This window comes from Carnobacterium sp. ISL-102, from assembly GCF_018612935.1.
GTDB classification, from domain to species: Bacteria; Bacillota; Bacilli; order Lactobacillales; family Carnobacteriaceae; genus Carnobacterium_B; species Carnobacterium_B alterfunditum.
On record NZ_JAGGRF010000004.1, the window covers coordinates 159,526 to 173,608 of the forward strand.

The 14,083-nt window shown below is 36.0% G+C and carries 11 protein-coding genes and 1 pseudogene; all 12 read left to right on the forward strand.

The window, feature by feature from the left end; all coding sequences use genetic code 11:
• Positions 1–50: 50 nt before the first annotated feature.
• The 12 genes and pseudogenes from arcA (at position 51) to gmuD (ending at position 14,009) form a co-directional block, all read left to right on the forward strand.
• Positions 51–1,292, forward strand: coding sequence for an arginine deiminase (arcA, locus tag J7E16_RS04605; RefSeq protein WP_214889242.1), 1,242 nt, complete (start codon positions 51–53; stop codon positions 1,290–1,292).
• A 45-nt stretch (positions 1,293–1,337) separates the two neighbouring features.
• Positions 1,338–2,354, forward strand: a complete 1,017-nt coding sequence (argF, locus tag J7E16_RS04610; RefSeq protein ID WP_214889244.1) for an ornithine carbamoyltransferase — start codon at positions 1,338–1,340, stop codon at positions 2,352–2,354.
• Between the two features lie 109 nt (positions 2,355–2,463).
• Positions 2,464–3,891 carry an arginine-ornithine antiporter gene (gene arcD, locus J7E16_RS04615; protein ID WP_214889246.1) on the forward strand — a complete coding sequence of 476 codons (1,428 nt, stop codon included), beginning with the start codon at positions 2,464–2,466 and terminating at the stop codon, positions 3,889–3,891.
• A 35-nt stretch (positions 3,892–3,926) separates the two neighbouring features.
• The gene (gene arcC / locus J7E16_RS04620) at positions 3,927–4,868 is read left to right on the forward strand and encodes a carbamate kinase (protein WP_214889248.1); all 942 of its coding nucleotides are present in this window, start codon (positions 3,927–3,929) and stop codon (positions 4,866–4,868) included.
• A 163-nt stretch (positions 4,869–5,031) separates the two neighbouring features.
• Complete coding sequence (locus J7E16_RS04625; protein WP_214889251.1) at positions 5,032–5,736, forward strand: Crp/Fnr family transcriptional regulator; 705 nt, start codon at positions 5,032–5,034, stop codon at positions 5,734–5,736.
• 207 nt (positions 5,737–5,943) lie between these two features.
• A complete protein-coding gene (locus J7E16_RS04630; RefSeq protein ID WP_285439367.1) occupies positions 5,944–6,801 on the forward strand; it encodes an ROK family protein in 858 nt (285 codons plus the stop codon).
• 30 nt (positions 6,802–6,831) lie between these two features.
• The gene (locus J7E16_RS04635; RefSeq protein ID WP_214889254.1) at positions 6,832–7,824 is read left to right on the forward strand and encodes a LacI family DNA-binding transcriptional regulator; all 993 of its coding nucleotides are present in this window, start codon (positions 6,832–6,834) and stop codon (positions 7,822–7,824) included.
• Positions 7,825–7,935: 111 nt separating this feature from the next.
• Positions 7,936–9,315, forward strand: a pseudogene (locus J7E16_RS04640) (sucrose-specific PTS transporter subunit IIBC); the annotation flags it as partial.
• A gap of 40 nt (positions 9,316–9,355) precedes the next feature.
• Positions 9,356–10,753 (forward strand): glycoside hydrolase family 32 protein, encoded by a 1,398-nt coding sequence (locus tag J7E16_RS04645; RefSeq protein WP_214889259.1) that lies wholly within the window; start codon positions 9,356–9,358, stop codon positions 10,751–10,753.
• Positions 10,754–10,897: 144 nt separating this feature from the next.
• Positions 10,898–11,557, forward strand: coding sequence for an undecaprenyl diphosphate synthase family protein (locus tag J7E16_RS04650; RefSeq protein WP_214889262.1), 660 nt, complete (start codon positions 10,898–10,900; stop codon positions 11,555–11,557).
• An 80-nt stretch (positions 11,558–11,637) separates the two neighbouring features.
• The gene (locus tag J7E16_RS04655) at positions 11,638–12,432 is read left to right on the forward strand and encodes a histidinol-phosphatase HisJ family protein (protein WP_214889266.1); all 795 of its coding nucleotides are present in this window, start codon (positions 11,638–11,640) and stop codon (positions 12,430–12,432) included.
• A 185-nt stretch (positions 12,433–12,617) separates the two neighbouring features.
• Entirely contained in the window at positions 12,618–14,009 is a 1,392-nt protein-coding gene (gene gmuD / locus J7E16_RS04660; RefSeq protein WP_214889268.1) for a 6-phospho-beta-glucosidase GmuD, read from the forward strand.
• The last annotated feature ends 74 nt before the right edge of the window (positions 14,010–14,083 follow it).

Genomic DNA, 14,083 nt, shown 5'->3' on the forward strand with positions numbered 1-14,083 from the left:
TTATATGTATGTAATCAATAAGAAGTAACAAGAAGGGAAGGTTAACAACAATGACAACACCCATTCATGTAATGTCTGAAATTGGAAAATTGAAGACTGTTTTATTAAAAAGACCAGGTAAAGAGGTAGAAAATTTAACCCCTGAAATAATGGAGCGCTTATTATTCGACGATATTCCTCACTTGTCAGTCATCCAAAAAGAACATGATGCATTCGCTCAAGCTTTGATCGATCGTGGAGTAGAAGTACTGTATTTGGAAAAATTATCTGCAGAAGCAATCGATGCAGGAAACTACAAAGAGAAGTTTGTTGAGCGTATTTTAGATGAATCAAATCTTGAAACAAAACCTGTTAGAGAAGGACTAAAAAAATACTTGTTAAGTTTTGATACACAGGAAATGGTGGATGTCATCATGGCTGGTGTACGTAAAAAAGATTTAAATATCGAGAGCAATCATTTGTCAGATATTTCAGAAGAAGAAGTGTATCCATTCTTTATGGATCCTATGCCAAATCTTTACTTTACAAGAGATCCAGCTGCAGCTATGGGAGATGGTTTGACTATCAACCATATGGCTTTTGAAGCTCGCAATAGAGAATCATTATTCATGGAAGTGATCATGGATCATCACCCAAGATTTGCCGGTCAAGACGTTAGTGTATGGCGTGACCGCAATCATACATCTCGCATCGAAGGCGGAGATGAATTGATTTTAAATGATAAAGTATTGGCTATTGGGATTTCACAGCGGACTTCGGCTAAAGCTATTGAAGATCTAGCAATCGAATTATTTGATAACAATTCTAATTTTGAAAAAGTTTTAGCAATAAAAATACCAAATGTTCGTGCTATGATGCATTTGGATACAGTGTTTACAATGGTTGATTACGATAAATTTACTATTCATCCAGGAATACAAAAAAACAATGGCGAAGTAGATACGTATATTTTAGAAAAAGGCGAAAAACCTGGAACGGTTAAGATAACTCATCGTTCTGATTTACAAGAAATATTACGTGAAGCATTGGATGTACCAAAACTAACACTGATTCCTTGTGGTGGCGGAGATGCAATCATTGCAGCTCGTGAACAATGGAATGACGGTTCTAACACATTAGCTATTGCACCAGGAGTAGTTGTCACTTATGACCGTAACTATGTTTCCAATGATCTGTTGAGAAGTCATGGTATCGAAGTTATTGAAGTTGCTTCAAGTGAATTATCTAGAGGTCGAGGTGGTCCTCGTTGTATGAGTATGCCTTTGGTTCGCGAAGATCTACCGGCAAGATAAAACTATTTTTTAAAAATAAACTAAAAGTATATGGAGGAATTAATAATGACAGAACAAGTATTCCAAGGACGTAGTTTAGTAGCTGAGAAAGATTTTACAAAAGAAGAATTAATGTATTTGATCGATTTATCTGCACATCTAAAGGACTTGAAAAAAAGAGGGATCCCACATCATTATTTAGAAGGAAAAAATATTGCTTTATTATTTGAAAAATCTTCAACTCGTACTCGCGCAGCATTCACTACGGCAGCAATCGATTTAGGAGCACATCCTGAGTATCTTGGGAAAAATGATATTCAATTAGGTAAAAAAGAATCTGTTGAAGATACAGCACGTGTATTAGGAAGCATGTTTGATGGTATCGAATTTCGCGGTTTCAAACAAAGCACAGTGGAACAATTAGCTGAGTTTTCTGGAGTTCCTGTATGGAATGGTTTGACTGATGAATGGCATCCAACACAAATGATTGCTGACTTTTTAACGGTTAAAGAAAACTTTGGTCACCTTGAGGGTATTACTTTAGCTTATGTTGGAGATGGCCGCAATAATATGGCAAACAGTTTATTAGTTACGGGTGCACTTTTAGGTGTGAACGTTCGAATCGTCTCTCCTGAATCATTATTCCCAACAAAAGAGACAGTAGACATGGCTCAAGCTTTTGCCAAAAAATCTGGTAGTAAATTGATGATCACAAAAGATGTTGCAGAAGGTGTTAAAGATGCAGATGTTTTATATACGGATGTCTGGGTATCAATGGGAGAAGAAGATAAGTTTGCAGAACGAATCGAATTATTGACTCCTTACCAATTAAATATGGATATGGTCCGTGCAACTGGCAAAGAAGATATGATCATTTTACATTGTCTTCCAGCTTTCCATGATGCAACGACAGACTATGGTCGAGATGTTAAAGAAAATCACCATATTGAGGAAATGGAAATTACAGATGAGGCATTCAGAAGTAAGCATGCACGTCAATTTGGTCAAGCTGAAAACCGTATGCACTCAATCAAAGCTATTATGGCTGCAACATTAGGTAACCTATTTATTCCTAAAGTTTAATAATAAAATTTGTATAAATAAAAAAGTATGAGAATTGTAGCTTCTCATACTTTTGTTTATACGAATAAATTAGCTGCACAGTAAAGTTGGAAAATGGAGGAAGAAAATAATGGAAGAAAAAAAATTAGGCTTGACGCCCTTAGTTGCTCTAGTTGTAGGGTCAATTATTGGTGGTGGAATCTTTAATTTAATGTCAGATATGGCAGTTGAAGCTTCTGTGGGTCCAGTTATTATTGGTTGGGCCATTGCCGGCATAGGTATGGCATTTTTAGCATTTAGTTTTCAAAATTTATCAGCTAAGCGTCCTGATTTGGATGCTGGGATTTATAGTTATGCAAAAGAAGGATTCGGGAAATATATGGGATTCAATTCTGCATGGGGGTATTGGTTATCCGCTTTCTTAGGAAATGTCGCTTATGGGACATTATTATTTAGTTCAATCGGGTACTTTTTCCCTATTTTTGGAAATGGTCAAAACTTAGCTTCCGTTATCGGAGCATCAGTCATATTATGGTTGGTTCATGCCCTTATATTAAGAGGAATCGAAACAGCTTCATTTATCAATACGATCGTTACAGCGGCTAAACTGATTCCGTTGGCAATCTTTTTTGTAGCGATGTTTGTAGCTTTTAAATTAGATGTTTTTACAGCTGATTTCTGGGGAACAATCTCAGGCGATTTCACATTTTCAGAAGTAATGGCTCAAGTTCAAGGAACAATGTTAGTAACAGTATGGGTATTTATCGGTATTGAAGGAGCCGTTGTCTTCTCGGGTCGTGCTAAAAATAAATCTGATGTTGGGAAAGCAACAATTATTGGTTTAGTAACCGTTATTTCAATTTATTTATTGACAACTATTCTATCAATGGCCGTCTTAACGAGACCTGAATTGTCAGAATTGCCTCAACCAGCAATGGCTTATTTATTAGAAAGTGTTGTAGGTAAGTGGGGAGCAATCTTAATCAATATCGGTGTTATTATTTCTGTATCGGGTGCTTGGCTGGCTTGGACGATGTTTGCGGCTGAATTGCCTTATCAAGCATCTAAACAAGGTGCCTTTCCTAAGTTCTTTGCTAAAGAAAATAAAAATGGCGCACCAGTCAATTCATTGTTTTTCACAAATATATTGATTCAATTATTCCTATTTACTTTCTTAATTAGTTCAAGAGCATATAATTTTGCCTTTTCATTAGCTTCCTCAGCTATTTTGATTCCATATGCATTTACTGCATTCTATCAATTAAAACTTTCATTGATGGAAAAAAGTACAACACCGCGTCGCAATCAAAATATTTTTATTGGGGTTGTAGCAAGTATTTATGCTGTTTGGTTGATCTATGCAGGTGGAATAGATTACTTGCTCTTAACAATGTTTTTATACGCACCAGGAATCATCATTTATGCTTGGGTACAAAAAGAAAATAAAGAAAAAATCTTTACAAAAACTGAATGGGTTGCAGCAGCAGTTGTAGTAGCACTCTTTTTAATTGCAATTTTCCAAATAGCAACTGGTTCAATTGATATAGGTAACATGTAACTAATAAATTTAATATGTAGAGGAATGTGATAAATATGGGAAAAAGAAAAATTGTCGTAGCGTTAGGCGGAAATGCTATATTGTCTAATGATGCAAGTGCACAAGCTCAACAGAAAGCTCTTGAAGAAACATCAGAATACCTAGTTAAATTTATTGAAAATGGGGACGATTTAGTTATCTCTCATGGTAACGGCCCACAAGTAGGAAACTTGTTGTTACAGCAAGATGCAGCGGATAGTGTTAAAAATCCAGCTATGCCATTAGATACTTGTGTAGCTATGACTCAAGGAAGCATTGGGTACTGGATGCAAAATGCTCTTTCACGTGCACTAGAAAAACGAAATCTAACGAATCAAGTTGTTTCATTGATCACTCAAGTAATCGTAGATGAAGCTGATCCAGCTTTCAAAAATCCAAGTAAGCCAATTGGTCCATTCTTATCTGAAGCAGAAGCGAAAGAAGAAATGGAACAATCACAAGCAATCTTCAAAGAAGATGCAGGGAGAGGCTGGCGTAAAGTAGTTCCTTCTCCAAAACCAATCAGCATCAAGGAACATGTTGTGATCAATCAATTGGTCGAAAACGGAGTAATTCCTATTACCGTTGGTGGCGGCGGAATCCCCGTTGTGAAGAAGGGTAATGAAATAAGAGGAGTAGAAGCTGTAATTGATAAGGATTTTGCCTCTCAAAAATTAGCAGAATTGATTCAAGCCGATTTGTTGGTTATTTTAACGGGTGTAGATAATGTATTCGTCAATTTCAATAAGCCAAATCAAAAACAATTAAATGAAGTATCTGTTGAAGAAATGAAAGGTTATATTGCTGAAAATCAATTTCTTCCGGGAAGTATGTTGCCAAAAGTAGAAGCTGCAATTGCTTTTGTCGAAAACTCAAAAGGTGGAAAAGCAATCATTACTTCTTTAGAAAATATTGAACATGTACTAACAGAAGGAGCAGGAACAATTATTACAAAATGAAGTAAGCGCTATTAGAAACAACACATAATAAAGCAAAAAAGCCTGTTTTTATGAAGGCTTTTTTTGCTTTTATGGTACAATATGATTGTGAATAATTTATCTATAACATTTAATTAAAACTATCAGTAGAACGAATAAGAACGTTGAGTTGAGGAGTGTTTTGATGACAACTATTCAAAAAAAGATGACCAATTTATACGAACTTCGTTATAGTCCCATTTTTTCAGAATTTACTGATCCCGAATTTAATCTTCTCCGCAAAAACATGTGTTTACGTAAGTATAAAAAAGGACAAGTTCTATTCGATGAAGGTGACGTTCGTGAGAAAATATTTTATTTAGTCAATGGATTAGTTAGACTCGAAAAATATGATGAGAGTGCTTTTTACACTTACACAGATTATGTGAAAAAAGAAACCTTATTTCCATATGGTGGCATGTTCTCCGATGAAATGTACCATTATTCTGCGAGTGCTGTTACAGATATTGAGTTGTACTATATTCCGACAGCTCTTTTTGAAAGTCTTGTAGCCGAAAACCCGAAACAAATCATTTATTTCTATCATAAATTATCCAAAATTCTTGAAAGTCACGAAAAAAGGGTACAGTATATGGTCGTATCAAATGCGAGTAATCGTATTATTAAAACGTTGAATTATTTGATGCAAGAGCTAGGTGATTATACAAACCCTACCATGGTCAAAATCGAATATCCTATAACCATTAATGAAATAGCAAATATGAGCGGCTGCTCGAGAGAAACAGTGGGAAACACCATCAAAAAGTTGAAAGAAATGGATAAGTTAGCCTATGAGCATAAGTTTTTCTTGTTTAAAGACCTTATTTATTTCAATTCTTATACAGAATAAAGCGTTAATCTTTGTATAAACGGGTTATCGCAATCAAAGAATGACTGCCAAAAGCTCTTAAAGAAGAGAAATCTCTTCGAAGAGTTTTTTTGTTTTAGACTATATAATGACCGATACTCTTCTAGTACTCCTAAAAATTCTGTGGTACTATTAGAGCTAAGAAAACCTTTTCAGTAGTCAACACTGAGAACAGTAGGAGGAAAATATATGATGTATGGCGCAATTGAAGCAGGCGGAACAAAATTTGTTTGTGCAGTTAGTGATGAGCAATTAGAGATAAAAGAACGTGTAAGTATTCCTACCACTACACCTGAAGAAACGCTCAAACAGGTCTTTGATTTTTTTGATCAGTATACATTAAATTCGATCGGGATAGGTTCGTTTGGTCCTATCGATGTAAATGAAAAATCAGCTACATATGGATATGTGACATCAACTCCCAAAACAGCATGGAAGAATTTCGATTTTTTAGGAGCAGTCAAACAGCAATATGGTGTTCCCGTAGCTTGGACGACAGATGTCAATGCAGCTGCATACGGTGAATACAAAAAGGGAAGTGCACGTGGGGCTGAGAGCTGCCTATACTTGACCATTGGAACTGGTATTGGAGGCGGAGCAGTTGTTGATGGCAAAGTATTGAGTGGTTTTGGCCATCCAGAGATGGGACATCTCTTAGTTAGAATGCATCCTGATGATGATTTTAAAGGCGTTTGCCCTTACCATGGGAATTGTTTAGAAGGTATTGCTGCAGGCCCAGCTATCGAAAAACGATATGGGAAAAAAGGAACTGATTTAGCAGATGATAAAAAAGTTTGGGAAATAGAGGCTTTTTATCTGGCGCAAGCATTAGTGAATTATACTTTGATTCTCAGCCCAGAAAAAATCATTTTAGGCGGAGGCGTTATGAAGCAAACAAAACTGCTATCTTTGGTCAAGAAAGAATTCACTAAATTGATGGCAGGGTATGTCGATACTCCTTCTTTAGATGAATACATCGTGACACCTGAACTTGAAGATAATGCGGGGATCATGGGTTGTTTGCTGATGGCTAGTGAAGAAAAATAAAAAAAGTTCAAAGAAATATAAGGTGATAAGATGGTGACCATAAAAGATATCGCTCAACAAGCTGGAGTAGCTAAAAGTACTGTCTCAAGGTATCTGAACGGCGGATCAGTCAGTAAAAAGACCAAAGCCAAATTGGATCAAATCGTTAATGAAACGGGCTATACACCGAATACTTTTGCGCAAAGTTTAAAAGCGAAAAAAACAAATATGATTGGTACCATTATTCCTCGCTTAGATTCATTTGCAACAAATGCAATCTTAGCGAGTATTGACGAAGAATTAAGAAAGAAACAGTATCAATTGATCATTACAAATACAAATCAAAATATTGAACGTGAAGTGGAAAATATTTATACTTTAGCAAAACAAAAAGTAGATGGGATCATATTGTTGGCAACTGTTGTGACTGAGGCTCATAGAGCAGCGATAGCAGCAGTTGGAATACCAGTCTTGTTGCTGGGGCAATCGGCAGAAGGGTTACATACGATCGGCCATCAAGAGTATGAAGCTGGTTTCAAGATGGGGAGTCATGCAATTGATTTAGGCCATAAAAAGTTCTTGTTTTTTACGGTACCTGAAGAAGACAAAGCAGTAGGTCAGTTGAGATCAAAAGGTGTTTTAGACGCATTGAGAAAATATCCAGATACTTTTATTGAAATTATTGAAACAAATTTTTCTTTTTCAAAGGCTTACGAAAAGGCTATGGATGTATTACCTGCTACTTCTGCTACGTATGTTCTTTGTGCTACTGATAATATTGCTTTAGCGGTCATGAAAGCAGCACATACATTAGGACTGAGCATCCCAAACGATTTTTCCTTATCAGGATTCGGGGGCTATACAGTCGCATCGATCGTCACACCATCTATAACGACAGTGAAATATCCCTATAAGAAGTTGGGTGCCCTCTCAGTAGCTAATATAATTGAATTAGTTGAAGGGAAAGAGATCATAAGCAACCTAGAATTACCTAATGAGCTGATCAAAAGAGAGTCAACTGTATATTTAAAAAGTTCGAAGTAACGTATTCAGTTGCTTCGAACTTTTTTAATATAATTTAGTAGACAAAAAAACAAAAATAAGGTAAGATAAAAATAGAAACCGGTTCCAAAAAGTAAAAAGGGGGAAAAAATCATGTCAGATAACAAAGAAATAGCAAAACAAGTCATTGCAGCAGTTGGTGGAAAAGAGAATATCAATTCTGTTACGCACTGTGCAACTAGATTACGAATCATGGTGAGCGATGAAAGTAAAATAGATAAAAACAAAGTAGAGGATATTGAAAAAGTAAAGGGGACCTTTTATAATTCCGGACAATTTCAAATTATTTTTGGAACCGGTACCGTTAATAAGATTTATGAAGAAGTTGTTGGATTAGGTGCAAGTGAAGGAACAGCCAGTCAAGTGAAAGAAGAGTCTAAGAAACAAGGAAATGCTTTCCAGCGAATGATTCGTACATTCGGTGATGTATTTGTTCCTATCATCCCAGTTTTGGTTGCAACCGGTCTATTTATGGGATTGCGTGGGTTATTGACTCAAGAGCAAGTTTTAGCTGTTTTTGGAATGGTACCAAAGGATATCAGCCCTAATTTTTTATTATACACTCAAGTGTTAACGGATACAGCGTTTGCCTTTTTACCAGCGCTCATCGCTTGGTCTTCATTTAAAGTATTTGGAGGATCACCCATTATTGGGATCGTTTTAGGATTGATGCTAGTTAATCCTGCTCTTCCAAATGCCTATGCAGTAGCAGGTGGAACAGCAGATCCAATCACGATGTTTGGCTTTATCCCAGTAGTTGGGTATCAAGGAACTGTATTACCAGCCTTTATTGCTGGTTTTGTAGGCGCAAAATTAGAAAGATGGATCCGCAAACGGGTACCTGAAAGTCTTGATCTATTGCTTACACCGTTCATGACATTGCTAGTCATGAGTATCTTGTCTCTGTTTATTATTGGCCCAGTTTTTCACTCTTTAGAAGAAGTGGTATTAAACGCAACAATTTGGGTATTAGGATTGCCATTTGGACTAGCCGGTTTAGTCATTGGTACTTTAAACCAAATCATTGTTGTAACGGGTATTCATCATCTCTTCAACTTTTTGGAGATTCAATTATTGGCAAACACTGGAGTGAATCCTTTTAACGGAATTATCACAGCCAGTATTGCAGCACAAGGTGGAGCTTCATTAGCTGTTGCAATGAAGACAAAATCTAAAAAATTAAAAGCATTAGCTTATCCATCTACTCTATCGGCTTTCTTGGGTATTACTGAACCTGCTGTTTTCGGGGTAAACTTACGGTACTTTAAGCCGTTCGTCTTTGGATTAGTCGGCGGAGGAGTCGGTGGTTTCTTCGGGGATTTGGTTGGATTAGAAGCAACCGGAATGGCGGTCACCGTTATACCTGGAACATTACTTTATTTAAATGATCAAATCTTTTTATACATTTTAACTAATATTATTGCAATAGGTGTAGCCTTTGTATTAACTTATCTATTTGGATTTAGTGATAAAATGAAAGAAGAAATCGAAGCTCGAAAGGACGTTTAGAAAGATGAAAGAAACTGAAAAAGTGCACGATTACGAACTTGGATACCATATTACACCTCCTAAAGGGTTATTAAATGATCCCAATGGATTGGTACATTATAAAGGTGTTTATCATGTATTCTTTCAGTGGAACCAGACAGACACTACGCATCAATCAAAAAGCTGGGGTCATGTGACGACTAAGGATTTTATCCATTGGAAGTCTCACAAACCAGCCTTAGAACCTGTTGATTGGTATGATAAAGACGGATGCTATTCTGGAAGTGCTGTTGTTTTTAAAGAAAAACTCTATTTATTTTATACAGGAAATGTTCGAGGAGAACAGGGTGAACGAAGTAGTTATCAATGCTTAGCCGTTTCAGAAGATGGCATCCATTTTGAGAAAAAAGGACCCATATTAACGTTCCCAATAAAAGGTTACACCGCCCATGTCAGAGATCCTAAAGTCTGGCAAGGAGAAGATGGAAACTGGTGGATGGTTTTAGGAGCGCAAAAAGAAAATTTAACAGGTGATGTGTTGATGTACCAATCCACCAATCTAGTCGACTGGACATTAACTGGATCAATGTTAGACGAACCTATTTCATTAGGGTTCATGTGGGAATGTCCTGATTTATTGAGATTTGCTGAAAAAGATGTTTTCGTCTTTTCCCCACAAGGTTTAGAAGCTGAAGGTGAAAAATACAAGAATATTTATCAAACAGGATACTTTACAGGACGCTTTTTAGAAAATGGGAAATTTATTAAAGACAATCAGCCATTTGAAGAAATGGATCATGGATTTGAGTTCTATGCTCCTCAGACCTTCCTTGATGATAGTGGCCGCACGATTTTATATGGATGGGCCGGCGTTATGGAACCTGAAGTTGAAAAGGCGGTACCTACAATCAAACAAGGGTGGCTGCATGCACTAACTAGTCCGCGAGAGGTGCATTATAAAAATGGGCAACTTACTCAATACCCGCTTTCTGAAACAATAAAATTGAGAGAAGCAAATCCGATAACTAGTAAGAATGCTGGAAATGAAGTTATCCATCTGCCTTCGCTGCAACAAGATATTCTGATTGAATGGAATTCAGCAGCACCTGACTTTGTCATAAATCTAAGAAATGAGCTTGATATCCATTATCAAGCTGAAACTAAAAAAATGACCGTAACACGAACAAACTGGAAAACGAATGCAAGAGAAGAACGAACAGCTTTTTTAACGCATGAGCTGACAGAGTTACGATTATTGGTCGAAAGCTCATTAGTAGAGTTGTTTTTGAACAAAGGAGAAGAAGTTTTCACGTTGAGGTATTTTGTGGATGAAACAAACCATATATTGAATTTTAAGTATATGGATAAACCTTTAGAGAAACTAATGACACTTTATAGTCTTCGTTCATTCCAAAATGAATAAAATAATAAATTGAATAAAAAAAGAAATCGCTCAAAAGCACTAATTTGAGCGATTTCTTTTTGGTCTAATGCCATATATTATTTATTTAGTCAGAATTCAGTTACAATAATATTAGTGAAGTGTTAAGTCAAAGGGGGAAATTACATGGAAACATACAAACGTCTACCTAAACATATAGGTATTATTCCAGATGGAAATAGAAGATGGGCTCAAGGGCATAGCCTTGAAAAACAAGAAGGCTACAAATTTGGGGTAGAGCCCGGAGTAGAACTGTATCAGCTTTGTATAAAATTAGGCATTAAAGAAATGACTTTTTACGGATTCACGGTAGACAATACTAAACGCCCAGCAGAACAGACAAAAGCTTTTCAAGATGCTTGTGTAGCTGCGGTAAATAAACTGAAAGATGGAGATGTGGATCTACTGGTCGTTGGAAACACTAATTCTAAACTGTTTCCAAAAGAACTATTGCCTTATACTAAAAGAACTAAGTTCGGCAAAGGTTTGATAAAAATCAATTTCTTGGTAAATTACAGCTGGAGCTGGGACTTGAATTATGGCGTAAAACAAGCAAATTTTGATCCGAAAGATGATATTACCAAAACCATTGCTTCCTCAGATATCTCAAGAATGGATCTCATCATCCGTTGGGGCGGTAGAAGACGATTAAGTGGATTTTTACCGATCCAATCGATTTATTCTGATTTTTATGTAGTTGATGAATTATGGCCAGATTACAATACTAGTCAAGTCCATGCAGCATTGCAATGGTATCAAGATCAAGATGTCACATTAGGTGGCTAAGAGTTCAAGTATAAACTAAAATAGGAGAATCTAATCGAAATCATCTTATTTTTTAAAAGCAGATCAAGGAGCAGATAAATATGTATTTTGCAGATTACCATCATCACACAGACAATTCATTTGATTCTCAAGCACAAATGAAAGAAGTATGCGAACATGCTATAGAAAAAGGACTAAATGAAATTTGTTTTACCGAACATTTTTCCGTTAACCCTAAAGTACCTACTTACGGACATATGAATTTTGAAAAATATTTTTCCCAAATTGAAGCATGTCGTAAACTATTTGGAAATCAATTAACTATCAAAGCTGGAATTGAATTATGTGAACCCCACCTAATGAAAGAAAAATACAGAGACGTTTTAAACGATCTAGAAATAGATTTTATAATGGGGTCTGTTCATAATATCAAAGAAGAAAAATTACGAACCTTCATGGTAGGTAAAACTCCGCAAGAAATCTATCAGAAGTATTTTGAAGAAGTCTACGCAATGGTTGCTCATGCTGATATCGATGTGATCGCTCATTTAGATTTAATCAAACGGTATGCAGTAGAATCAATGGGCAACTACGAATTTGATGACTACAAGTCGATCATCGAAAAAATAATGCGCAAAGCAATTGAACGTGGTATTGGAATCGAGATCAATACTTCTGGTTTATCAAACAAAGCATTAAACGAAACATTGCCTTCAATGGATATATTACGTTTGTATCATTCATTAGGAGGGAAAATCTTAACGATCGGTTCTGATTCGCATCGTGCGGAAACAGTAGGATCAAATCAAGAAGTTGCGATCAAGATGGCAAAAGAAGCCGGATTTCAAGGAATCTATGTATTTGAAAAACGGGAACCCAAAAAAATAGCGTTCTAATCAAATTGATTGGTTAGTCTAAAAAAGGAGGGAAACAACTGCTAAAGTTGTTTTCCTTCTTTTTTAGACTTTAAAATATAGCGCTAACAGCTTGTAATTTTATCGAAATAAATGTATAATCGTTTTATGCAAAAGACTAGACAATTAGTTTAGCTTTTAAGATAAAAAAAGGAGTGTTTAATACCATGAAATATGAATTTCCAGATGGATTCTGGTGGGGATCTGCAGCAAGTGGACCGCAAACAGAAGGTGTTTTTGAAGGCGATAACAAAGGGGACAATATTTGGGATCATTGGTACCGCGAAGAACCAGAAAAATTCTTCAATCAAGTAGGACCAGAAAAAACTTCTTACTTTTATGAAAGATATAAAGAAGATATCCAATTGATGAAAGAAACAGGTCATACGACGTTTAGAACATCAATCCAATGGAGTCGCTTAATTCCCAATGGAACTGGGGAAGTTAATCAAAAAGCAGTTGCTTTCTACAATGATGTTATCGACGAATTGGTTGCAAATGATATTGAACCGTTTATCAACTTGTATCATTTTGATATGCCTATGAAGTTGCAAGAAAAAGGCGGCTGGTTAGACCGTGAAACGGTAGATGCGTACGTAGAATTTGCCAAAATATGTTTTGAACTATTTGGAGACCGTGTAAAAAAATGGTTTACACACAATGAACCAATCGTTCCTGTTGAAGGCGGATATTTGTATCAATTCCATTATCCTAATGAAGTAAATATGAAAAAAGCTGTTCAAGTTGCTTATCATGAGGTTCTTTCAAGTGCTAAAGCAATCAAATTTTATCATGAAATGAACTTAGGCGGCGAAATTGGGATCATTTTAAATTTGACTCCAAGCTACCCAAGGGATGAAACAAACCCAGAAGATGTTAAAGCAGCTAAACTTGCAGATGCATTCTTTAATCGTTCATTCTTAGATCCTTCAGTTAAAGGAGAGTTCCCAACAGATTTAGTCGATTTATTGAAAGGAATCGATCATTTACCAGTGATCGAAGAAGGCGATTTAGAAACAATCAAAAATAATACTGTCGATTTATTAGGTGTTAACTATTATCAACCTCGTCGAATCAAAGCCAAAGAATCTAACGGAAAACTAGCTGATGGCCCTATGCCAGATGATTATTTTGACAATTACATCAAACCTGATCGTAAAATGAATCCATACCGTGGATGGGAAATTTACGAAAAAGGGGTTTATGATATTTTAACGAACCTAAGAGAAAACTATGGCAATATTCGTTGCTACATCTCTGAAAATGGAATGGGTGTAGAAGGCGAAGAAGATTTTGTAAATGAAGATGGCATAATTGAAGATGATTACCGGATCGAATTCGTCAAAGATCATTTGACATTCATGCATCAAGCGATTCATGAAGGCAGTAATGTGCTTGGCTACCACATGTGGACATGTATGGATAATTGGTCATGGACAAATGCTTATAAAAACCGTTATGGATTTATAGCAGTTGATATCGAGAAGCAAGGAAAAAGAACGGTGAAAAAAAGTGGACACTGGTTTAAAGCAGTATCCGATGCTAATGGTTTTGATTAAGAAAAAAGTGATAGTATTAGAATTTCCCTTCTTGGGAAATCTAATACTACTAAATAAATAAGTTTAGTTTTTTT